The 22984-nt window shown below is 72.0% G+C and carries 20 protein-coding genes and 1 other RNA gene; 17 read left to right on the top strand and 4 right to left on the bottom strand.

The genetic code is table 11. From position 1 onward, the window contains the following. The first annotated feature begins 185 nt into the window (after window positions 1-185). Both prfB and ACZ5GP_RS18235 read left to right on the top strand, forming a co-directional pair. Window positions 186-1292: a peptide chain release factor 2 gene (gene prfB, locus ACZ5GP_RS18230; RefSeq protein ID WP_468751825.1), complete on the top strand. Its 1107-nt coding sequence runs from the start codon at window positions 186-188 to the stop codon at window positions 1290-1292. Between the two features lie 279 nt (window positions 1293-1571). Next, window positions 1572-2279 carry a hypothetical protein gene (locus ACZ5GP_RS18235; RefSeq protein ID WP_468751826.1) on the top strand — a complete coding sequence of 236 codons (708 nt, stop codon included), beginning with the start codon at window positions 1572-1574 and terminating at the stop codon, window positions 2277-2279. A 201-nt stretch (window positions 2280-2480) separates the two neighbouring features. On the opposite strand, the gene ACZ5GP_RS18240 is transcribed toward ACZ5GP_RS18235, so the two are convergent. Beyond that, window positions 2481-2666, bottom strand: coding sequence for a hypothetical protein (locus tag ACZ5GP_RS18240; RefSeq protein WP_468751827.1), 186 nt, complete (start codon window positions 2664-2666; stop codon window positions 2481-2483). Between the two features lie 240 nt (window positions 2667-2906). Here ACZ5GP_RS18240 and ftsE point away from each other — a divergent pair, with 240 nt between their 5' ends. From ftsE to dacB, 6 genes are all read left to right on the top strand, one after another. Next, window positions 2907-3596 (top strand): cell division ATP-binding protein FtsE, encoded by a 690-nt coding sequence (gene ftsE, locus ACZ5GP_RS18245; RefSeq protein ID WP_358584549.1) that lies wholly within the window; start codon window positions 2907-2909, stop codon window positions 3594-3596. Window positions 3597-3649: 53 nt separating this feature from the next. Beyond that, a complete protein-coding gene (gene ftsX / locus ACZ5GP_RS18250) occupies window positions 3650-4567 on the top strand; it encodes a permease-like cell division protein FtsX (RefSeq protein ID WP_358584551.1) in 918 nt (305 codons plus the stop codon). Window positions 4568-4645: 78 nt separating this feature from the next. Then, on the top strand, window positions 4646-5851 hold the full coding sequence (locus tag ACZ5GP_RS18255; RefSeq protein ID WP_468751828.1) for a S41 family peptidase: 1206 nt from the start codon (window positions 4646-4648) through the stop codon (window positions 5849-5851). Window positions 5852-5869: 18 nt separating this feature from the next. Continuing rightward, window positions 5870-6391 (top strand): SsrA-binding protein SmpB, encoded by a 522-nt coding sequence (gene smpB / locus ACZ5GP_RS18260; RefSeq protein WP_468751829.1) that lies wholly within the window; start codon window positions 5870-5872, stop codon window positions 6389-6391. Window positions 6392-6537: 146 nt separating this feature from the next. Next, window positions 6538-6908: a transfer-messenger RNA gene (gene ssrA / locus ACZ5GP_RS18265) on the top strand. Window positions 6909-7015: 107 nt separating this feature from the next. Beyond that, window positions 7016-8623 (top strand): D-alanyl-D-alanine carboxypeptidase/D-alanyl-D-alanine endopeptidase, encoded by a 1608-nt coding sequence (gene dacB / locus ACZ5GP_RS18270; protein WP_468751830.1) that lies wholly within the window; start codon window positions 7016-7018, stop codon window positions 8621-8623. Here the strand turns inward: dacB and ACZ5GP_RS18275 are convergent. Further along, entirely contained in the window at window positions 8532-9794 is a 1263-nt protein-coding gene (locus ACZ5GP_RS18275) for an MFS transporter (protein WP_468751831.1), read from the bottom strand. The two genes, dacB and ACZ5GP_RS18275, sit on opposite strands and share 92 nt — an antisense overlap. 196 nt (window positions 9795-9990) lie before the next feature. On the opposite strand from ACZ5GP_RS18275, the gene ACZ5GP_RS18280 reads away from it, so the two are divergent. Next, a complete protein-coding gene (locus ACZ5GP_RS18280) occupies window positions 9991-10944 on the top strand; it encodes a LysR family transcriptional regulator (protein ID WP_468752149.1) in 954 nt (317 codons plus the stop codon). 41 nt (window positions 10945-10985) lie between these two features. Here the strand turns inward: ACZ5GP_RS18280 and ACZ5GP_RS18285 are convergent, their stop codons facing one another. Further along, a complete protein-coding gene (locus ACZ5GP_RS18285; RefSeq protein WP_468751832.1) occupies window positions 10986-11633 on the bottom strand; it encodes an NAD(P)-dependent oxidoreductase in 648 nt (215 codons plus the stop codon). A gap of 58 nt (window positions 11634-11691) precedes the next feature. Further along, on the bottom strand, window positions 11692-12639 hold the full coding sequence (locus tag ACZ5GP_RS18290; RefSeq protein ID WP_468751833.1) for an EamA family transporter: 948 nt from the start codon (window positions 12637-12639) through the stop codon (window positions 11692-11694). A 191-nt stretch (window positions 12640-12830) separates the two neighbouring features. Between ACZ5GP_RS18290 and ACZ5GP_RS18295 the strand changes: the two genes are divergently transcribed. From ACZ5GP_RS18295 to ACZ5GP_RS18330, 8 genes are all read left to right on the top strand, one after another. Next, window positions 12831-13382, top strand: a complete 552-nt coding sequence (locus ACZ5GP_RS18295) for a MarR family winged helix-turn-helix transcriptional regulator (protein WP_468751834.1) — start codon at window positions 12831-12833, stop codon at window positions 13380-13382. Window positions 13383-13599: 217 nt separating this feature from the next. Next, the gene (locus ACZ5GP_RS18300) at window positions 13600-14943 is read left to right on the top strand and encodes a nitrate/nitrite transporter (protein ID WP_468751835.1); all 1344 of its coding nucleotides are present in this window, start codon (window positions 13600-13602) and stop codon (window positions 14941-14943) included. A gap of 104 nt (window positions 14944-15047) precedes the next feature. Beyond that, window positions 15048-16235, top strand: coding sequence for a uroporphyrinogen-III synthase (locus ACZ5GP_RS18305; RefSeq protein WP_468751836.1), 1188 nt, complete (start codon window positions 15048-15050; stop codon window positions 16233-16235). A 198-nt stretch (window positions 16236-16433) separates the two neighbouring features. Beyond that, window positions 16434-17021: a CGNR zinc finger domain-containing protein gene (locus ACZ5GP_RS18310; RefSeq protein ID WP_468751837.1), complete on the top strand. Its 588-nt coding sequence runs from the start codon at window positions 16434-16436 to the stop codon at window positions 17019-17021. Window positions 17022-17160: 139 nt separating this feature from the next. Then, the gene (locus ACZ5GP_RS18315) at window positions 17161-17736 is read left to right on the top strand and encodes a sigma-70 family RNA polymerase sigma factor (protein ID WP_361076285.1); all 576 of its coding nucleotides are present in this window, start codon (window positions 17161-17163) and stop codon (window positions 17734-17736) included. Then, the gene (locus tag ACZ5GP_RS18320; RefSeq protein WP_468751838.1) at window positions 17733-18593 is read left to right on the top strand and encodes a zf-HC2 domain-containing protein; all 861 of its coding nucleotides are present in this window, start codon (window positions 17733-17735) and stop codon (window positions 18591-18593) included. Before ACZ5GP_RS18315 ends, ACZ5GP_RS18320 begins: the two co-directional genes overlap by 4 nt. A gap of 108 nt (window positions 18594-18701) precedes the next feature. After that, the gene (locus tag ACZ5GP_RS18325) at window positions 18702-21041 is read left to right on the top strand and encodes a HelD family protein (RefSeq protein ID WP_468752150.1); all 2340 of its coding nucleotides are present in this window, start codon (window positions 18702-18704) and stop codon (window positions 21039-21041) included. A gap of 358 nt (window positions 21042-21399) precedes the next feature. Beyond that, window positions 21400-22833 carry an NAD-dependent malic enzyme gene (locus ACZ5GP_RS18330; protein ID WP_358584573.1) on the top strand — a complete coding sequence of 478 codons (1434 nt, stop codon included), beginning with the start codon at window positions 21400-21402 and terminating at the stop codon, window positions 22831-22833. Window positions 22834-22984: the final 151 nt, after the last annotated feature.

A 22984-nucleotide genomic window follows, 5' to 3' on the forward strand; every position in this document is an offset into this window, starting at 1 on the left:
GCGGATGTCTCCCACCCACCCACCCGTTTGCCCGGCGTCGGTCTGCGGGGCGGGGGTTCCTAGGGGGCAAACGGGTGGGTGGGTGGGTGACACCCTGCGGCGCGGGCAGACCCGGGGCCACGCGAAAACCCCCGAGGCGCCCCCGCCAGGACCGGGTCGCTTGCGGCAGCCGTTACGCTGGAGTCGTGGCAGTCGTCGATGTATCCGAAGAGCTCAAGTCCCTCTCCTCGACCATGGAGTCGATCGAGGCCGTCCTGGACCTCGACAAGATGAGGGCCGATATCGCCGTGCTCGAGGAGCAGGCGGCCGCGCCGTCCCTGTGGGACGACCCCGACGCGGCACAGAAGATCACCAGCAAGCTGAGCCACCTCCAGGCGGAGGTCAGGAAGGCCGAGGCGCTGCGCGGGCGCATCGACGACCTCAGCGTGCTGTTCGAGATGGCCGAGGAGGAGGACGACTCGGACACCCGCGCCGAGGCGGAGACCGAGCTGACGGCCGTCAGGAAGGCGCTGGACGAGCTGGAGGTCAGGACCCTCCTGTCCGGGGAGTACGACGCCCGTGAGGCGCTCGTCACCATCCGCGCGGAGGCCGGCGGCGTCGACGCCTCCGACTTCAGCGAGAAGCTCCAGCGCATGTACCTGCGCTGGGCCGAGCGCCACGGCTACAAGACGGAGCTGTACGAGACGTCGTACGCGGAAGAGGCCGGCATCAAGTCGACCACCTTCGCCGTCAACGTCCCGTACGCCTACGGCACGCTCTCCGTGGAGCAGGGCACCCACCGCCTCGTCCGCATCTCGCCGTTCGACAACCAGGGGCGTCGCCAGACCTCCTTCGCCGGTGTCGAGATCCTCCCGGTGGTCGAGCAGACGGACCACATCGAGATCGACGAGAGCGAGCTGCGCGTCGACGTGTACCGCTCCTCGGGCCCCGGCGGGCAGGGCGTCAACACCACGGACTCCGCGGTGCGCCTGACCCACCTGCCGACCGGCATCGTCGTCTCCTGTCAGAACGAGCGCTCGCAGATCCAGAACAAGGCGACCGCGATGAACGTCCTCCAGGCGAAGCTCCTCGAGCGCCGCCGCCAGGAGGAGCAGGCGAAGATGAACGCCCTCAAGGGCGACGGCGGCAACTCCTGGGGCAACCAGATGCGTTCGTACGTCCTGCACCCGTACCAGATGGTCAAGGACCTGCGCACGGAGTTCGAGGTCGGCAATCCGGAGTCCGTGTTCAACGGCGAGATCGACGGTTTCCTGGAAGCCGGAATTCGCTGGCGCAAGCAGCAGGAGAAGTAAAAGCCGCCGAGAGCGGCTTTATCGACAAGGCAACTGCGGTCAAAGCGACGGCAGTTGCCTTTTTCGTCACAGTCACATCTCCCTACGCCGGTCAACTGCCCCAATATCGGACATCGCGCCCGCAACGACCTTGACGCTGCTGTGAAAAGTGGAAAGGCTGGCGCGCGGTATGCGTATCACTGGGGCGCGTGGGAACTGCGGGGGCTGCTCGAACGCCCCGGCGAACGCCGCCCCGGACGCTGCCTCTCTGACGATTCAGCTACTGGGGGTAGCAACCAGATGACCAAGAAGACGCGGATCCGTGTCGCGCGGATAGCCGCCGGTGCGGTGATCGCCGCCGGTGCCTCGCTGACCGCCGCGGGTGCCGCCTCGGCCCTCGACGTGGGCGTGGAACTCGGCGGCGTGGGCGCCGGCGCCCACGCGGACGACAGCGGGGTCGGGGTGGACGTGGACCTGGAGCCGGGCGAAGAGCCGTCGAACGACCCGCCGGTGCCCACCGAGGAGCCGACGGACGACCCGCCGGAGCCCACCGGTGAGCCGACGGACCCGCCGGAGCCCACCGAGGACCCGGTGGACCCCGACCCGACCGACCCGGCCGACCCGACCGACCCGCCCACCTCGGACCCGGGCGGCCCGAACGAGCCCGGCAACGGCAACGGCGGGGGCAACGGCAACGGCGGCGGGAACGGCCACGGCAACGGCGGCGGCAACGGTGGCGGCAACGACACCGACCCGGCCGGCGGCTCCAACCCCGTCGAGCAGGGCCAGGGCAAGGACAGCCTGACCGACACCGGCTCCAGGCCGGTCGAGCAGGGCGGCAGCAACAAGGGCACCGGTGGCACTGCCGGGGGCGGCAACGGCGAGCTGGCCGAGACCGGCGCCACCGAGACCACCTTCCTGCTGATCGGCGCCGCGACGATGATCGTCGGTGGCATCGGCTTCCGCGTCCTGCCGCGCCTCGTCGGCAACCGCGGCGCGGCCGCCTGACCCAGGCGTGAGCCGCGTGACGCACGGAGACGTACGGCACGTACACGACGTACGCAGTGCGGGTGCGCGGCATGCAGGACCCGCCTGGCAGGACATACGCGAGAAGGGCCCGGGGCTCCATCGAAGCCCCGGGCCCTTCTCCGGTCCGGATTGCTGCCGCTCCGCGCTTCCTGCCGCTCCGCGTTCGCGTGGCTACGCGGACTAGCGCTGCGACAGCAGCGCCACCGCCGCGATCAGCACCACGAGCAGCGCTATCAGTGCCGCGGGATTGAGGCCCGCGAAGGGCCCTTCCTGCTGCATGCGCGCGCGATTGGCCCGGCACACGGGGCAACGGCCTTCACTCACGGGCGCTGCGCAGTTCGCGCATACCAACCGATCCAGGGTCATGCGCTTCTCCTCCCGCACAGTCTCAGCCTGCCCAACGCTACGGGGAACCCAATCGTTCCCCTTACCACTGTGCCAGCTTCCGCGGATTTCGGCGCGGCCCACCGCCCCGCCACCGTTTCGGGGGTCCCCGCACCCCCGTACCAGCGCGACAAACCGCGCAACTCCGGACGCCGACTGCGCTCGCACACCGGGTTCGCGTAGGGTCACGCACACCTACCCCCGGCAACCCGTGGTGCATCCGTGATCCGTTTCGACAACGTCTCCAAGGCCTACCCCAAGCAGACCCGCCCCGCGCTCAGGGACGTCTCCCTGGAGATCGAGAAGGGCGAGTTCGTCTTCCTCGTGGGGTCCTCCGGCTCCGGGAAGTCCACTTTCCTGCGCCTCGTCCTGCGCGAGGAGCGCACCAGCCACGGCCAGGTGCACGTCCTGGGCAAGGACCTCGCGCGTCTGTCCAACTTCAAGGTGCCGCACATGCGCCGCCAGTTGGGCACCGTCTTCCAGGACTTCCGCCTGCTGCCCAACAAGACCGTCGCCGAGAACGTCGCCTTCGCGCAAGAGGTCATCGGCAAGTCCCGCGGCGAGATCCGCAAGTCCGTGCCCCAGGTCCTCGACCTGGTGGGTCTCGGCGGCAAGGAGGACCGGATGCCCGGCGAGCTGTCCGGCGGTGAGCAGCAACGCGTCGCGATCGCGCGCGCGTTCGTCAACCGGCCCAAGCTCCTCATCGCCGACGAGCCGACCGGCAACCTCGACCCGCAGACCTCCGTCGGCATCATGAAGCTGCTCGACCGGATCAACCGCACCGGCACCACCGTCGTGATGGCCACCCACGACCAGCAGATCGTGGACCAGATGCGCAAGCGGGTCATCGAGCTGGAGAAGGGCCGTCTCGTGCGCGACCAGTCGCGCGGCGTCTACGGCTACCAGCACTGACGGCTACGCCCCGCCCGTACCATCTGATCCACCTGATCCACTGAAAGGCCGCCATGCGCGCCCAGTTCGTCCTGTCGGAGATCGGCGTAGGTCTCCGCCGCAACCTCACGATGACCTTCGCGGTCATCGTCTCCGTAGCGCTTTCGCTCGCCCTCTTCGGCGGTTCGCTGCTCATGCGCGACCAGGTGAGCACGATGAAGGGCTACTGGTACGACAAGGTCAACGTCTCGATCTTCCTGTGCAACAAGGCGGACGCCGAGCAGGACCCCAAGTGCGCCAAGGGCGCCGTCACGAACGAGCAGAAGGACCAGATCCTGCGGGATCTGAAGAAGATGCCGGTCGTCGACACGGTCACGCACGAGACGGCGGACGAGGCGTACAAGCACTACAAGGAGCAGTTCGGCGACTCCCCGCTGTCCAGCTCCCTCACACCGGACCAGATGCAGGAGTCCTACCGCGTCAAGCTGAAGGACCCGGAGAAGTACCAGGTCGTCGCCACCGCCTTCTCGGGGCGTGACGGCGTGCAGTCCGTGGAGGACCAGAAGGACTACCTGGAGAACCTCTTCGAGCTGCTCAACGGCATGAACTGGGCGGCCGTCGCCGTGATGGCGCTGATGCTCGTCGTCGCGCTGATGCTGATCGTCAACACCGTGCGCGTCTCGGCGTTCAGCCGCAGGCGGGAGACGGGCATCATGCGGCTGGTCGGCGCCTCCAGCTTCTACATCCAGATGCCGTTCATCATGGAGGCCGCCGTCGCCGGGCTCATCGGCGGCGCCCTCGCCTGCGGCATGCTCGTCGCGGGCCGCTACTTCATGATCGACCACGGTCTCGCGCTCTCCGAGAAGATCAACCTCATCAACTTCATCGGCTGGGACGCGGTCCTCACCAAGCTGCCGCTGGTGCTCGCGATCGGCCTGCTGATGCCCGCGCTCGCCGCCTTCTTCGCGTTGCGCAAGTACCTCAAGGTGTGACGAGTACCCTCGCCGTACCAGGGCGCCGCATGGTCCAACCAACCGTGCGGCGCCCCTCGTTGTCCTAGACTCATCGGCATGTCAGGTCTCGACCGGTTCGCCGATCGGCTCGCCGTGCCCCCGCGCGTCCGCCGCCTCCGCCGCGGGGCCACGCTGACATTGGTCTTCGCGAGCGCCCTGGTCACCGGCGCCGCCACCGGCTCCTGGAGCGACACGGCGGACGACGGCCGAAACCCGCCGCCCCCAGCGGCACGTTCGGGCGCCGTCGCCCCGCTCGGCGCCGAGGCCGGCACCGCCGAGGAGGCCGCCGACGCCGCCGCCGAGGCGATGGCCGACGGCAAGTCCGCCAAGGACGCCGCCGAGAAGGCCGTCAGTCGCAGCGGGGACCGCTGGGGCTCGGTGTACTCCCACGGGGAGTACCGGAAGTTCGAGCAGGCCCTGGACGGCGCGTACACCGGCGTCGGACTGTGGGCCCGGCGCGGGGCCGACGGGCGCATCGAGGTCTCCCGGGTCCAAAAGGGCGGGCCGGCGGAGCGTGCCGGGATCCGCGAGGGCGACGGCCTGCGCGCCGTCGACGGCAAACGCGTCACCGGCCGCCCCGTCACGGAGGTCGTCGCCCTGCTGCGCGGCGACCGCGCGGGCACCCCGGTGCGCCTGGGCCTGACGCGCGGCACGCGCGCGTGGAGCGAGACGCTGCGCAGGGCCCGCCTCTCCACGGACTCCGTCACCGTCACCGAGCTGTCCGACGGTGCCGTCATGATCAAGGTCGCCGCGTTCACCAAGGGCTCCGGTGAGGCCGTACGCACGGCCGTGCGTACGGCCCCCGAGGGCGCCGGGATCCTGCTCGACCTGCGCGGGAACTCCGGAGGCCTGGTGTCGGAGGCGGTCACCGCCTCGTCCGCGCTGGTCGACGGCGGTCTCGTCGCCACGTACGACGTGCGGGGCGAGCAGCGGGCCCTGCACGCCGAGCGGGGCGGCGACGCCCACCGGCCGGTGGTGGCGCTGGTGGACGGCGGCACCATGAGCGCCGCCGAGCTGCTCACGGGCGCCCTCCAGGACCGGGGCCGCGCGGTGGTGGTGGGCTCCAGGACCTTCGGCAAGGGGTCGGTGCAGATGCCGAGCCGTCTTCCGGACGGTTCCGTCGCGGAGCTGACCGTCGGGCACTACCGCACCCCCTCGGGGCGGGCCGTCGACGGGCGGGGCATCTCCCCGGACCTGGAGGTCGAGCGCGGGGCGAAGGAGCGGGCCGAAGCGGTATTGACTGGCCTCGGACCCCCCTCGTAGTGCGAAAATGGCCGCACTATGGCGAAGGAAAAGGTAAAACGCAAGGCCGCGAAGGCCAATGAGAAGGCCCCCGCCCGCAAGATGGTCGCGCAGAACAAGAAGGCGCGGCACGACTACATCATCCTGGACACCTACGAGTGCGGCCTGGTGCTGATGGGCACCGAGGTCAAGTCGCTGCGGCTCGGCCGGGCCTCCCTGGTGGACGGCTTCGTGCAGATCGACCGGGGCGAGGCGTGGCTGCACAACATCCACGTCCCGGAGTACGTGCAGGGCACGTGGACCAACCACTCCGCCACGCGCAAGCGCAAGCTCCTGCTGCACCGCGCGGAGATCGACAAGCTGGAGTCCAAGTCGCAGGAGACGGGTCACACGATCGTGCCCCTGGCCCTGTACTTCAAGGACAGCCGGGTCAAGGTCGAGATCGCGCTGGCCAAGGGCAAGAAGGAGTACGACAAGCGGCAGACGCTGCGCGAGAAGCAGGACACGCGGGAGACGAACCGCGCGGTCTCGGCGGCGCGGCGCCGGCAGGGCATCGCCTAGCCGTCCGCCGGGGCCGCGGCCGGGGCCGGGCGCCCGCGGGAATGGGCTGGCACCGTCGGGCGTTGGTCACGTACGATGGGTTCTGCTCCGCACGGCAGGAGCACCGGGTCCCCGCCCAGCAGGGGCCCACATTGAAAAAACAACATGGGGATGATCGGTTTCGACAGCGGATGTCGAAGCAGGGGAAGCGTGTCGAGGAAGCGGCAATGATCTCGTAAACCATATGTCGCAAACAATAATCGCCAACACCAAGCGCGATTCCTTCGCCCTCGCTGCCTAAGTAGCGACTCGGTGAAGTGTCAGCCCGGGGCTGTTCCCGACCCGGATCCTGGCATCAGCTAGGGAACTAAACTTCTGGACCCGGTCACGGGGTCCAGGAGGAAATCAAACAGTGACTGGGCCCGTCGGCGACTTGTTCGCGTGATCGCCGGGGCCGAGAAAATCGCAGCGAACTGCACACGGAGAAGCCCTGATTCTGCACCGTTGGACGCGGGTTCGATTCCCGCCATCTCCACAATTCCCATGTGAGGTTGAAGCCCTCTGGCCCCGGCCAGGGGGCTTTTTCCGTGTCCGGCCGGAGCGGGGTCTGTCGCCCGGCGGCGCCTTCCGGGATGCTCCAGGGTCATGAGAAGACCCGTGAGACGCGTCAACCACCGTATGCGCCACTGGATCTGGCCCGCCGTGCTCGCCGTCACGGCGGCCACCCTCTCCGTCGGCTCTCCCGCCGGGGCCGACACCGACCGCTCGGGGCTGCCCGAGGCCATCGACACCGTCCTCGGCGACCCCCGGCTGGAGGGCGCCGTCGCCAGTGTCGTCGTCGCCGACGCCGCGACCGGCGACGTCCTCTACCGCCACCGGCCCGGCGGACGCCTCATGCCCGCCTCCAACACCAAGCTGCTCACCTCGGCCGCCGCCATGGAGCTGCTGGGGCCCGACCACCGGTTCACCACCGACGTATTCGCCGTCGGCGAACGGCAGGGGCGCGTCCTGCGCGGCGACCTGTATCTGCGGGGCACCGGCGACCCCACGACGCTCGCCGGGGACTACGACCGGCTCGCCGCGCAGGTCGCCGCTTCCGGCATCCGGCGCGTCTCCGGGCGCCTGATCGCCGACGACACCCGCTTCGACGCCCGGCGCGTCGGCGACACCTGGAGCGCCGACGACGAGTCCGCGTACTACGCGGCGCAGATCAGCGCCCTGAGCCTTGCCCCCGACACGGACTACGACACGGGCACGGTCATCGTCGAGGTGGCGCCGGGGGCGAGGGCCGGGGACAGGCCGCGGGTCACCCTGACGCCGAGGACCGACTACGTGGACATCGATCTGCGGGCGCGGACCGTCGCCGGGGGCGGCGCGGACACCCTCGCCGTGGAGCGGCGGCACGGCACGAACACCCTCACCGTCAGCGGCACGGTCCCGGTCGGCGGGGCCACCACCAAGGAGTGGGTCACCGTCTGGGAGCCGACCGGGTACGCGGCCGCCGTCTTCAGGGACGCGCTGGCCGCGCACGGGGTGCGGGTGAGCGGGCCGACCCGGACCGGGACCGCCACGCCCGAGGGCGCCCGGCGGCTCGCCTCGCACGCGTCCATGAAGCTGAAGGACCTCCTGGTGCCGTTCATGAAACTCTCCAACAACATGCACGCGGAGAGCCTCACCAAGGCCATGGGGTACGAGGCCACGGGGCGCCCGGGAAGCTGGGGCGACGGCATCACCGCGATCGGCGGCTATCTGAAGACCGCCGGCGTCGACCCGGGCCGGCTGCGCCAGGTCGACGGCTCGGGGCTCTCGCGCAAGGACAACGCCCCGGCCGACCAGTACATCGCGCTGCTGCGTGCGGTGAAGGGCGAGCCGTGGTTCGCGGACTGGTACGCGTCGCTGCCGGTGGCCTGCGGGCCCGGCAAGTCCGTCGGCGGCACGCTCCGCTCCCGGATGTGCGGCACCCCGGCGGCCCTCAACGCCCGCGCCAAGACCGGCACGTTGACGGGCGCCTCCGCGCTGTCCGGCTATGTGAAGGACAAGGGCGGCCGCGAACTGGTGTTCAGCGTCATCCTCAACAACCACCTGGCCCCCTCGGTGAAGGCGCTGGAGGACGCGATCGTCGTCACCCTCGCCTCCTCCACCGAGGACAAGGCCGTGCCGGTCATGCCCCGTTCGACGCGCGCGGCCGAACACGGCGGCGACGGCCAGGACGGTGACGTGGAGTGCTCGTGGCGCAAGCCTGCGCGCTGCTGAGCAGCAGGGCGAGGCAGGCGGCGGCGACCGGCACGCAGTAGCCCCCGACGGGGCCGAGCCGCTCCACCGCCCAGCCGCCGCCCGCCGCGCCGCACGCGATGCCTCCGAGGAGGCCGGTCACCGCGAGGGTCATCCCCTCGTTCAGCCGCCCCTCGGGGGTGCGGTGCTGGACCAGCGTCATGCCGGTGACCATGGTGGGCGCGGTCGCCATCCCCGCGACCAGGAGCGCCCCGGACAGGACCACGAGCGACTCCGTGACCACCGTAGTGAGCAGCGGAAACGTCATCAGGCCCGCCATCGCGGCACCGCACAGCAGGTGCCGGCGCACGAGCGGGCCACGCGGTTCCACCGCTCCGAGGACGAGGCCCGCCGCGCAGGAACCGGCGGCCTGGAGCGCGAGGATCACCCCGGCGGCGCCCTTGTGGCCCCGCGCGTCGGCGTAGGCGATCGTGACGACCTCCAGGGAGCCGAAGACGGCACCGGTGGCGAGGAAGGCGACCAGCAGAGCGGGCATCCCGCGCGCGCGAAGCGGCGATGCCGCCCCGGTGGAGGAGTCCGTACGAGGCCGGGGCGGCGGTTCCGTCGCCCGCTGGGCGGCGAAGACCAGCACGCCGGTCAGCAGCAGCACCACGCCGGCCAACGTGCCCGCCTGCGGGAAGAGCGCGCCGCACAGGAAGGCCGCGAGGACCGGACCGAGCATGAAGCACAGCTCGTCGGCGGCCTGTTCGAAGGAGTTGGCCGTGTGCACGGCCCCGGCGTCGCCCTTGAGGAGGTACGCCCAGCGGGCGCGGGACATGCCGCCCGTGTTGGGGGTCGTCGCCGTGGCCGCGTACGACGCGAAGAGGGTCCAGTCGGGTGCTCCGTGACGCACGCACAGCAGCAGCGAGAGCGAGCCGAGCGCGGCGATCACGGTGGCGGGCACGGCGACGCGGGCCTGTCCGTGCCGGTCGACGAGCCGCGCCGTCCAGGGCGCGACGACGGCGGTCGCCGCGAGTCCGGTCGCGGTGACGGCGCCGGCGAGGGCGTACGAACCACGGGCGCCGGAGATCATGATGACGGCGCTCACGCTGAACATGCCCATGGGCAGCCGGGCGACGAGGTTGCCGACGGTGAAGGCGGTGGCGCCGGGTATGGCGAAGAGGCGGGCGTAAGGAGTGCGGGGGAGGGGCATGCGGGGGGCCTTCGCGGGGTGTGGGCCGGGGCCGGCACGGGGTGTGGATCTTCAGGCTCGCCCGGGACGGCCGACGGGGTCCAACACCTTCTGGGCGCCGATTCACGCGCCCGCGTTGTAAGTTCCGGCGGTGACCGCAGAGCATGGCGCACGACCCGCCGGAGAACGCGTCGCGGGGCCCGCACTCTCCCGTGACGTGGAACCGCGCCTGCTGCGCGCGTTCGTCGCCGTCTCCGAAGAGCTGCACTTCACCCGGGCCGCCGCCCGGCTGTACGTGGCACAACAGGCGCTGAGCCGGGACGTGCGGCGCCTGGAGCGGGAGGTGGGGGCCCAGCTCTTCACCCGCTCGACGCGGCAGGTCGCCCTCACCGCCGACGGCGAGCGGCTCCTGCCGTACGCGCGGCGGGTCCTTCAGGCGCAGGACGAGCTGGTCGCCGCGTTCACGGGAGCCGCGCGGCCCCTGCTGGTCGACCTCAACAGCCCCGGTCTCGTCCTCGGGCGGATCCTGGAGCGGGCCCGCGAACTCGCCCCCGAGTGCGAGCTGATGGCCCGCTTCGAGAGCGGCCTCACCGGCGCCGCCGCCGAGCTGCTCGCCGGACGGCTGGACATGTCCTTCGGCCGGTACGCCGGTCTCGACCCCGCCCTGCGTGCCGTGCTCGCCCAGCAGCCCGTGCGGTACGAGCCGATGGCGGTACTGCTGCCCCACGGCCACCCGCTGACCCGGCTCCCCGCCGTGCCGCTGGACGCGCTCGCCGGGGAGAGCGTGTACGCGGGCGCCGGCAACCCCGGGACGCTGGAGTGGACCGACCTCGCGCGCCGGCTCTTCGACGGGCGCGGCATCCGTCTCGCGCCGCCCGCGCCGCTCGCCGTGGGGCCCGACGAGTTCGAGCGGATCATGGCGAAGAAGCGTCATCCGGCCCTGGCCGTCGTGGACTTTCCGGCCATGCCGGGCGCCGAGCTGCGGCCGCTGATCGACCCCGTACCGCTCTCCCCTGTGTCACTGGTGTGGCCAAAGGGGCTGATCCATCCGGGAGTTGCCGCTGTGCGCGCGGCCGCGGCGGAGCTGGCCGCGGCCGAGGGGTGGCTGGAGAGGCCGGCGGACGGCTGGCTTCCGGACGTGGACGCTCTCGTCATGAGGGGCCAGGACTGACGGATGGCCGTCACCCCCGAGGGGCCGCGCTCAGCTCCCGCTCAGTATCCGGCCGTGAAGCGACCGCGGGGGTGGCGCGGGGATTCCGCCTCGTCGAGCAGGGCCACCGCCAAGTCCTCCATGGACAGGGCGGACTTGCCCTCCGCGTCCACCAGGAGTTCGTCCTCGCCGAGGCGGAAGCGGGCCGTACGGATGCCCGGTTCCAGGAGCGCCGGGGGGCTCAGGTAGGTCCAGTTCACGGGGGTGTCCGCGGTGCGGAGAGCCTCGTACTGGGCGTTGGAGGCCTCGGCCACGTGGCGCCACGCCGGGGGGACGAACCTCGGGTCGTCGATCACCTGGATGCCGTCCGTGCCGGGGACCGTCAGGCTGCCCGCACCGCCGATGACCAGGAGGCGGACGCCCGGGGTGGTGGCGAGGCCCGCCAGGAGGGCCCTGGTGACGGCCGCGTGGTCGGCTTCGCGGCCCGGCGCCGGTCTCGTGGCGTTCACCACGACGTCCTGCCCGGCGGCCAGCTCCGCCACCTGGTCCGGGTCCCCCGCGTCGCCCGTGCGGTGCGTGGCGCGGGGGTGCAGTGCGCCGAAGCGGGCCGGGTCGCGGACGACCGCGGTGACCTCGTGGCCGCGGGTCAGCGCCTCGGTGACGACGCGGCTGCCGGCGGTTCCCGCTGCTCCGAAGACGGTGATGCGCATGGGTTCTCCTCGTGTTCGTGTACGTGGGCGTGGTCGTGTTCGGTGACGAGGGGCGGGGTCAGGACCTGCCGGCGCGGCGCAGGTTCTGGCCGAGGACGACGCTCGCCAGCACCAGGATCAGGCCGCCGACCTGCCAGAACGTGAGTGTCTGGCCGAGGAGCAGCAGGCCCGCGAGCGTCGCCACCACCGGGTTGGTCAGGCCGAGGAAGGACACCGAGGAGGCGGGGAGGCGTTCGATGCCGCGGAACCACAGGGCGTACGCGATGGCCGTGCCGATGACGCCGAGGTAGGCGTATCCGGCGATGTTGGCGCCGGTGAAGTGGTCGGGCAGGCCCTCCGCGGTGAGGGCGAGGGGCGCGAGGACCAGTCCGCCCGCGGTGAGCTGCCAGCCGGTGAGCGTGAGCAGCGAGACTCCCTCGGGGCGGCCCCAGCGCTTGCTGAGGACCACGGCCAGGGCCATCAGCGTGGTGGCCACCAGCATCGCGGCGATCCCGGTGGCGTCGACCGCCGCGGTGCCGCGCAGCACCAGCAGGGCGACGCCCACGACGCCGACCAGGCCCGCGATCAACGTACGGCGGGTGGGCCGCACCTTCAGGACGCCCGCCCCGAGGCCCGCCACCAGCAGCGGCATGACCGCGCTGATCGTGGAGGCGACCCCGCCGGGCAGGCGGTAGGCGCCGAAGAAGAGGAGGGGGAAGAACGCCCCGAAGTTCAGCATGCCGAGCACGGCGGCCTTCCACCACCAGTCGCCGCGCGGCAGTCGGCGGGTGAGCGCGAGCAGGATCAGGCCGGCGGGCAGCGCGCGCAGGGCGGCGGCGAGCAGCGGGCGGTCCGGGGGGAGCAGCTCGGTGGTCGTCACGTAGGTCGTGCCCCAGGTGGCCGGGCCGATGGCGGCGAGCGCGGCGACGCCGGCGGCGGCCTTGGCCGAGGTGCGGGGCGCCCGGATGCCGGGGGCCGCGGGCTGTGCGGCCGGACGCTGTGCGGCGGTGCTCTTGCTGACGGACATGACGGTTCCCCTCGCTGTTCCCCTGAACGCTGTTATTCTCAACGTTGAGATAAATATGGACCGGCGATCCGCGAACGTCAAGTATCTGAACGTTGAGAGATGTGTCGTTGAGATGCCCGGCGTTCAGATACCGAGCACTGAGAGATCCCTCGCCCATATCGACCAGAGGGACCAGAAGGAGCAGCACACCCATGGCCGACCAGCAGCGCGCCGAGCAGCAGCCCGCCGACCCCCGCCCCGACGCCATCGACGAGCTCCGCGCCCAGTGGCGCCGCGAACGCCCCGACCTGGAACTCTCCGGCCTGGACGCGATGGCCCTGGTGGGCCGCATCAAGCGCGCCGACCACCTGTTGAGCAAGGGCATGAAGAAGGTGTTCGCCGAGTACAACCTGGAGTTCCCGGAGTTCGACGTCCTCGCCACGCTGCGCCGCGTCGGCGCCCCGCACGAGCTGACCGCGGGCGGCCTCCTCAAGACCGCGATGGTGACCTCGGGCGCCATCACCAACCGCCTCGACAAGCTGGAGCGCAAGGGGCTGATCGAGCGCCGCCCCGACCCCGCCGACCGCCGGGCCATCCGCGTACGCCTCACCGAGGCCGGACTCGACCTGGTGGACCGCGCGGTGGTCGACCACATCGCCAACGAGGAGCGCATGCTGGCCGCCCTGACCCCCGCCGACCGCGAGGCGCTGGACTGGGCGCTGCGCCGCCTCCTGGTCTCCCTCGGGGACACCCACCTCGGCTGAGCGGCCGCCCACGCCCTCGGCGGCGGCCCACCCTCACCACCCCGCCCCGCCCCCGGTGAGAGCAACGTTCCCCGCCGGTCACTGGACGCCACAGGACCGAAACGCGCTCTCCCTACCTTCGGGACCGACGCCACTTCGGCCGCGCCGGCCGAGGCCGGTGGGCGCGGACGCGGATGTGGACGCGGACGTGGTTGCGGACTAGCCGTGGAGGCACGTGATGTGGATCGAGCGGTGGGACCCGGAGGACGAGAGGTTCTGGAAGGAGGAGGGGGGCGAGCGCGTCGCCCGGCGGAACCTCGCCTTCTCGGTGCTCTCCGAGCACATCGGGTTCTCCATCTGGAGCATGTGGTCCGTGCTGGTCCTGTTCATGGGACCGGAGTACGGGATCGACCCGGCGGGCAAGTTCTTCCTGGTGTCGATGGCCACCCTCGTGGGCGCCGTCGTCCGCGTCCCGTACACCTTCGCCGTCGCCCGCTTCGGCGGCCGCAACTGGACCGTCATCGCCGCCTCGCTGCTGCTCGCGCCGACCGTCGCCGCCTTCGCGGTCATGGAACCGGGGACCTCCTACACCACCTTCATGGTGTGCGCGCTGCTCACCGGCGTCGGCGGGGGCAACTTCGCGTCCAGCATGACCAACATCAACTCCTTCTTCCCGCTGCGGCAGAAGGGCTGGGCGCTCGGCCTCAACGCGGGGGGCGGCAACATCGGCGTACCGGTCGTGCAGCTCGTCGGGCTCGCCGTCATCGGGGCGAGCGGCGGGCCCCGGGTGGTGCTCGGCATCTACATCCCGCTGATCCTCCTCTCCGTCTTCTGCGCCGCCCGCCACATGGACAGCATCTCCTCCGTGCGCAATGACACCGGGGCCGTCAAGGCGGCGGCGCGGGACGCGCACACATGGATCATGGCGTTCCTGTACGTGGGGACGTTCGGCTCGTTCATCGGGTACAGCTTCGCCTTCGGGCTCGTCCTGCAGACGCAGTTCGGGCGGACGCCGCTGGAGGCCGCCCAGATCACCTTCATCGGCCCGCTGCTCGGCTCCCTCATCCGGCCCGTGGGCGGACGGTTCGCCGACCGGTTCGGCGGGGCCCGCATCACCCTCGGCAACTTCGTCGGGATGGGGGCCGCGACCGGCGTCATCGTGGTGGCCTCCGTCAAGGAGTCGCTGCCGCTGTTCGTCGGCGCCTTCATCGCGCTGTTCGTGCTCACCGGACTCGGCAACGGCTCGACGTACAAGATGATCCCCGGCATCTTCCAGACCAAGGCGGAGCGCAAGGGGCTGGTGGCCGAGGAGGCCGCGGCCTACGGACGGCGGCTGTCGGGGGCGGCGATGGGGCTGATCGGGGCGGTCGGCGCGCTCGGCGGGCTCGGCATCAACCTCGCGCTGCGGCAGTCCTTCCAGAGCGCCGGGTCGGGCACGGGGGCCTACGTCGGGTTCCTCGCCTTCTACGGGGTGTGCTCGGTCCTCACCTGGGCCGTATACCTTCGCGGGAAGGCGGCCACGCGGACGGCCGCCGGAGCCGACCCTGACGCGAAGCCGCAGCTCAGCTACGCCGAGGTGTGACGTAACACGGCGGACATCGCCGTGATCCGGGCCTGTCACGCACGATTGACAGGCTCGGTCGTCCGCCGCCCACGAGCCACGAGCGGGACGAGACGAGACGAACCATGCACGCCACTCCACCACAGCCCAGCAGCCCCTCACCCGGCCCGTCACCCGGTGCGCAGCCGGCGCCCGGGCCCCTCGCCGGATTCACCGTGGGCGTGACTGCCGCCCGCCGCGCCGACGAGCTCGGCACGCTGCTCCAGCGGCGCGGCGCCACCGTGCTGCACGCACCCGCGCTGCGCATCGTGCCGCTCGCCGACGACAGTGAACTGCTCGACGCGACACGGCAGTTGATCGACCACGCCCCGGACGTCGTGGTCGCCACCACCGCCATCGGGTTCCGCGGCTGGATCGAGGCCGCCGACGGCTGGGGGTACGGCGACGCCCTGCTCGGCTGTCTGCGCGGCGTGGAGCTGCTCGCCCGCGGGCCGAAGGTGAAGGGCGCGGTGCGCGCCGCCGGGCTCACCGAGGAGTGGTCGCCCTCCTCCGAGTCCATGGCGGAGGTCCTCGACCGGCTGCTCGGCGAGGGCGTCGCCGGCCGGCGCATCGCCCTGCAGCTGCACGGCGAGCCGCTGCCCGGCTTCGTCGAGGCGCTGGAGGCCGGGGGCGCGGAGGTCGTCGGCGTACCCGTGTACCGCTGGCTGCCGCCGGAGGACCTCGCCCCCGTGGACCGGCTGCTCGACGCGACGGCCGGGCGGGGCGTGGACGCGCTGACGTTCACCAGCGCGCCCGCCGCCGCCTCGCTGCTGGCGCGGGCGGAGGAGCGGGGCATGGCCGCCGAGTTCCTCGCCGCCCTCGACCATGACGTCCTGGCCGCCTGTGTGGGTCCCGTGACGGCGCTGCCGCTCCAGTCCCGCGGGGTGGTCACCGTGCAGCCCGAGCGCTTCCGGCTCGGCCCGCTCGTCCAGCTGCTGTGCCAGGAACTGCCGTCCCGCGCAAGGGTGTTGCCCGTCGCCGGGCACCGGGTCGAGATCCGCGGCCACGCGGTGCTGGTCGACGAGGAACTGCGGGCCGTGCCGCCCGCGGGCATGGCCCTGCTGCGCGCCCTCGTCCGCCGCCCCGGCTGGGTGGTCGCCCGCGCCGAGCTGCTGCGCGCGCTGCCCGGCGCGGGCCGCGACGAGCACGCGGTGGAGACGGCGATGGCCCGGCTGCGCACGTCGCTGGGGGCGCCGAAGCTGATCCAGACGGTGGTCAAGCGGGGGTACCGCCTGGCGGTCGACCCGACGGCGGAGTCCAAGTACGGCCAGTGACCACCGGCCCGACCCCGGTGCGGAACAAGCAACCGTCCGTCCCGGAAAGCTGACGGCTCGTCCGATGCGTGCGGTGGCAGGGGTTCCGGACCCGGCGGGGGACGGGCACTGTAGGGGGTACGCGGTGCGCGGCGGCCTCGAACCGGTGGCACGCGGCCGCCCTCACTCACCGGCGACCCCCGAGGCGGTGACAGACGCATGGCGCTGGGCACGGCCTCCGCTCCGTACGAGCCGCGGTTCGACTCCGGGCGGAGCTGTCTGGATCTCGTGGCGACCACCCACCCCGTGGAACGGCTCGGTTCCGTGGCGGGACTGCGCGCCTGGCTCATGGGCACCGGCCTCGTCCCGGCGGGCACACCCCTGCGCGCCGCGGGCCCCGCGTGGCTCACCGCCTTCCACGAACTGCGCGGCCAGATACGGCAGTCGGTCCTCGGCGAGATGGAGCACAGGCCGGCCGCCGAAGCCCTGGAGCGGGTCAACGCCCTCGCCGCCCAGGCGCCCCCGGCCCCCCGTGCGGTCCGCGCCGCCGACGGCACCCTGGTCCGCGCCCTGCGCGAGGACCCGGACTGCGCGGCGCTCGTCGCCTGCCTCGCCAGGGACGCCGTGGACCTGCTCACCGACCCCGAGGCCCGCGCCAGGATCCGCCGGTGCGAGGGCGACAACTGCCCACTCGTCTATCTGGACACCTCGCGCGGACACCGCCGCCGCTGGTGCTCCAGCGAGGTGTGCGGCAACCGCGAGCGGGTGGCCCGGCACCGCCGCAGGGCGGCCCTCGCCCGCACCTGAGCCTGCGCCGGGACCCGCACCCCGTTACGCATCCGGACCCAACCCGCCCCACAAGGCGTTGAACGCCCCGTGCCCCGCGTACGTATCCCCGTCGTGAGACCCGCCCGACCCGCCCGAAGGGCGGACACCGGAGGCAGACGTGCGCAAGGATTCCGCCGTGGCCGATGAACGCCGCCAGCCGCCCCGGCACCGACTGGGCCGGCCGGCGGGCCCGGACGAGGAGCTGATGCGCGCGCTCTACCGCGAGCACGCGGGCCCGCTCCTCGCGTACGTGCTGCGGCTCGTCGCGGGAGACCGGCAGCGCGCCGAGGACGTCGTGCAGGAAACACTCATCCGTGCCTGGAAGAACGCCGGTCAGCTCAACCGGGCGACCGGCTCGGTACGCCCCTGGCTGGTGACGGTCGCCCGGCGCATCGTCATCGACGGCCACCGCAGCCGGCAGGCCCGGCCGCAGGAGGTCGATCCGTCGCCGCTGGAGGTCATCCCCGCGGAGGACGAGATCGATAAGGCGCTGTGGCTGATGACACTCTCCGACGCGCTGGAGGACCTGACTCCCGCGCACCGAGAGGTACTTGTTGAAACCTACTTCAAAGGGCGTACGGTCAACGAGGCGGCGCAGACGCTGGGCATTCCCAGCGGCACGGTCCGCTCACGGGTCTTCTACGCGCTTCGCTCGATGAAGCTCGCACTGGAGGAGCGGGGGGTGACGGCATGACCGGGTTCCACGGCCACCAGGGCGGGTGGCAGGACGAGACCGTCCACGAGAGCGTCGGCGCCTACGCGCTCGGGGTCCTGGACGAGGCCGACGCCGCGCGGTTCGAGGCGCACCTCGCCGGGTGCGAGCCGTGCGCGCGGCAGCTGGCGGAGCTGTCCGGCGTGGAGCCGATGCTGGCCGCGCTGGCCGGCTTCCCCGAAGGGCACGGGGGCCATGACGGGCGCGGGGGCCACGACGGGCACCGGGGGCACGGCGGACACGGCGCCCACCGCGCGCCGACCGTCGGCGACCAGCTCGCCGCCCGCCCGGGCCCCCGCCTGGCCGACCGCCTGCTCGGCGAGGTCTCGCGCCGGCGTGAGCAGCGGCGCAGGCGGGGTCTGCTCCTGGTCGCGGTGGCGGTCGCGCTGATCGTCGGCGGCCCGCTCACGGTCCTCGCGGTGAGCGGCGAGGGCGGCGGCCCCGAGGACGTCGCCGCCGACCCGCACCCCACCAGCCCCGCCGAGGACGCCTTCTTCCACCACATGGACGAGAAGGCGGGGGCCACGGACCCGGCGACGAAGGTCAGCGCCACGGTCGGCACCGAGAAGAAGGCGTGGGGCACCCACGCCGTCCTGGAGCTGAAGAACGTCAAGGGCCCGCTGAAGTGCTCCCTGGTCGCCGTCGGCAAGGACGGTGCCAAGGAGACGGTCACCAGCTGGTCGGTGCCCAAGTGGGGCTACGGCATCAAGGACAGCCCGGACAAGTGGGCGCGCGGCCCGCTGTACGTCCACGGGGGCGCCGCGATGGACCGCAACGACATCGATCACTTCGAGGTGACCACGTTCGACGGCGACCGGCTGGTCAGGGTCGACGTGTAACCGCTGCCGGGTGCACAAGCACGGTCCCTTTCGCGTACGGTGGACGGCTGCTCAACAGGGGCAGCAGCACGCTTGAAAGGGGCCCCGGTGGCCGACGTCAACGCAGTAATGCCGTCAGGCACTCGCGACCGCGAGATCAGCGTCGAGCAGGACCATCTCGACCAGGTCTACCGGCGCCTCGAGGAGAAGATCCACGAGGCCGAGTTCCTGATGAACGACGCCGCGCAGCGTGCACAGGTCGGCACGCCCGGCGCGCTCGCCGAGCGCGACGCGCAGGTCTTCCGCGCCGGGGTCCACCTCAACCGGCTCAACAACGAGTTCGAGGACTTCCTCTTCGGCCGCATCGACCTGCTCCGGGGCAAGGACGGCAAGAAGGGCCCCGACGGCGCTTACACGGCCGTGGAGCCCGCCGAGGGCGCCGTCAACGAGGACAACACGGCCGAGATCGCCGAGACGCTGCACATCGGCCGCATCGGCGTCCTGGACGCGGACTACTCCCCGCTCGTCATCGACTGGCGCGCGCCCGCCGCCGCCCCCTTCTACCGCTCCACGCCCGTCGACCCCGGCCGCGTCGTGCGCCGCCGCGTCATCCGCTCCAAGGGCCGCAGGGTCCTCGGCGTCGAGGACGACCTGATGCGCCCGGAGATCACCGCCTACCTCGACGGCGAGAAGCTCCCGGTGATCGGCGACGGCGCCCTGATGGCCGCGCTCGGGCAGGCCCGCAGCCACTCCATGCGGGACATCGTCGCGTCGATCCAGGCGGAACAGGACATGGTGATCCGCGCGCCCGCCGCGTCGGTGACGTACGTGGAGGGCGGCCCCGGCACCGGCAAGACGGCGGTGGCGCTGCACCGCGCCGCCTACCTGCTCTACCAGGACCGTCGCAGATACGCGGGCGGCATCCTCATCGTCTCCCCGACCCCGCTCCTGGTCGCCTACACCGAGGGCGTCCTGCCCTCCCTCGGCGAGGAGGGCCAGGTGGCGATCCGCGCGGTCGGCTCCCTGGTCGACGGCGTCGAGGCCACGGTGTACGACTCCCCGGCGGTGGCCCGCGTCAAGGGCTCCTCCCGGATGCTGACGGTGCTGCGCAAGGCGGCGCGCGGCGCACTGGAGGGCGTGGCGGCCAGGCCCGCGCCCCCGCGCGACGAGCAGCTGACCTTCGGCGACGACCCGGCGCCCGCGCCCAGGGAGCCCCAGGGCGCCCCCACCCGCCTGCGCGTCGTCGCGTTCGGCCGTCGGCTGGAACTGGACGCGGAGCAGCTGAACCGCATCCGCCGCAACGCCCTGGGCGGGACCGCCCCGGTCAACCTGCTGCGCCCGCGCGCCCGCAAGCTCCTCCTGGACGCCCTGTGGTCGCAGTCGGGGGCCGCGGGCCGCCACTCCGACCCCGAGCTGGCCGCCGAGCTGCGCTCCTCCTTCGACGACGACATCACCTCCGAGGACGACTTCATCCGCTTCCTCGACGCCTGGTGGCCGGAGCTGACCCCGCGCGCGGTGCTCGCCGCGATGGGCGACGAGCGGCGCCTCGGCCGCTGGGCCCGGCGCGTCCTGGACCCCGGCGAGGTCCGCAAGGTCGCCCGCTCCCTGAAGCGGGACGCCCTGTCCGTGCACGACGTGGCGCTCCTGGACGAACTCCAGGCGATCCTCGGCACGCCGCACCGGCCCCGCAAGAAGAAGGAGCTGGACCCCCTGGACCTGCTCACGGGCCTCGAAGAGCTGATGCCGCAGCGCGAGGAGACCCAGCGTGAGCGCGCCGAGCGCCTGGCGGCGGAGCGCACCGAGTACGCGCACGTCATCGTCGACGAGGCGCAGGACCTCACCCCCATGCAGTGGCGCATGGTCGGCCGGCGCGGGCGGCACGCCACCTGGACGGTGGTGGGCGACCCGGCGCAGTCCTCGTGGTCGGACCCGGACGAGGCGGCCGCGGCGCGCGACGAGGCCCTGGGCAGCCGCCCGCGCCGCCGTTTCACGCTCACCGTCAACTACCGCAACCCCGCCGAGATCGCGGAGCTGGCCGCCAAGGTCCTGGCCCTCGCGATGCCGGGCGCCCTGTCCCCGTCGGCGGTCCGCTCGACCGGCGTGCAGCCGCGGTTCTCCGTGGTGCGCGACGGGGACCTCGGCGCGTGCGTGCGCGCGGAGGCGGCCCGGCTCCTGGAGCGGGTGAGCGGCACGATCGGCGTGGTCGTCGCGATGAACCGCCGCGACCAGGCGGCCCGCTGGCTCGACGGGCTCGGCGACCGCGTGGTGGCGCTCGGCAGCCTGGAGGCCAAGGGCCTGGAGTACGACGCGACGGTCGTCGTCTCGCCCGCGGAGATCGCCGACGAGTCCCCGGCGGGCCTGCGGGTGCTGTACGTGGCGCTGACGCGGGCGACGCAGCAGCTCACGGTGGTCTCGGGGGAGCGGGACGAACCGGACGAGCGGGGCGTGCCGGACCTGCTCCGGGATTGAGTTCCCGGGACGGAATTGCCATGCGGGATTCGTTTGTTACCTTGGATGTGGCACCGGCTCGATCCAAGCCCCCGGGCCCAACCTTCGTCGCCACGAGCGACCACTTGCCGCGAGGCGAGCATGGCGGGCCGGTGTCATGAACGTACGGGAGAGGCCCACGTCACCAAGTGACGTGGGCCTCTTTCTGTTTCCCCCAACTTCTCGTATGGTGGAAACATCTTTCCGAAATCGATCCGACAGCGCGGTGTGACCGCCGGTGAACAAAACGTTCTCAATCCGGGGCGACTACCACGTACCCGCTGGTAGGTGCGACCATCGGACGGCAACAGCTACAAGGTGAAAGCAGAGGAAGTCGGCCATGGCAACGGCGCCCAGCGTCTCCTACTCGATGACGGTCCGGCTGGAGGTGCCCGCGAGCGGAACCGCGGTCTCCCAGCTCACCACGGCCGTCGAGTCATCCGGGGGCTCGGTCACCGGCCTCGACGTCACGGCCTCCGGCCACGAGATGCTGCGGATCGACGTGACGATCGCGGCGTCCTCCACCACGCACGCCGACGAGATCGTCGAGCAGCTGCGCACCATCGAGGGCGTGACCCTCGGCAAGGTCTCCGACCGTACGTTCCTGATGCACCTCGGCGGCAAGATCGAGATGCAGTCCAAGCACCCCATCAGGAACCGTGACGACCTCTCCATGATCTACACCCCGGGTGTCGCCCGGGTCTGCATGGCGATCGCGGAGAACCCCGAGGACGCGCGCCGCCTCACCATCAAGCGCAACTCCGTTGCGGTCGTAACGGACGGATCGGCCGTTCTCGGGCTCGGCAACATCGGCCCGAAGGCCGCCCTGCCGGTCATGGAGGGCAAGGCGGCCCTCTTCAAGCGCTTCGCCGGCATCGACGCCTGGCCGCTGTGCCTGGACACCCAGGACACCGACGCCATCGTGGAGATCGTCAAGGCGATCGCCCCCGGCTTCGCGGGCATCAACCTGGAGGACATCTCCGCGCCCCGCTGCTTCGAGATCGAGGCGCGGCTGCGCGAGGCCCTGGACATCCCCGTCTTCCACGACGACCAGCACGGCACCGCGATCGTGGTCCTGGCCGCGCTCACCAACGCGCTGCGCGTGGTGGGCAAGGGCATCGGCGACGTACGCGTGGTCATGTCGGGCGCCGGCGCGGCCGGTACGGCGATCCTCAAGCTGCTGCTCGCGGCGGGCGTCAAGAACGCCGTGGTGGCCGACATCCACGGTGTCGTGCACGCCGACCGCGAGGACCTGGTCTCCGCCGCCGCCGACTCGCCGCTGCGCTGGATCGCCGACAACACCAACCCCGAGGGCCTGACCGGCACGCTCAAGGAGGCCGTCGTCGGCGCCGACGTGTTCATCGGCGTCTCGGCCCCGAACGTGCTGAACGGCGACGACGTCGCGGCCATGGCGGAGGGCGCCATCGTGTTCGCGCTCGCGAACCCCGACCCCGAGGTCGACCCGGCGATCGCCCGCCAGACGGCGGAGGTCGTGGCCACCGGCCGCTCGGACTTCCCCAACCAGATCAACAACGTCCTGGTCTTCCCGGGCGTCTTCCGCGGCCTGCTCGACGCCCAGTCGCGTACCGTCAACACGGAGATGATGCTGGCCGCCGCGGGCGCGCTCGCCGACGTCGTCGCCGAGGACGAGCTGAACCGGAACTACATCATTCCGAGCGTCTTCAACGACAAGGTCGCGGGCGCCGTGGCCGGTGCGGTGCGCACCGCGGCGAAGGCCGCGGGCGCCGCTGTGACGGGTCCCACGTCCGCCTGACCTCGGCGCGTCGCGGGAGGCCCGGTCGTAAACGCCCCTTTAGGGTGGCGGACCATGGCCCTGCGGCCCTTCGGAGGGTGCCGGATTGGCTTTCCCGCCGCAGGTGGGGGCAGGATGCGTAATCGGGCGCGAGGGTCTGACGCAAGACCCG

The sequence above is a fragment of the Streptomyces sp. NPDC031466 genome, assembly GCF_055581265.1.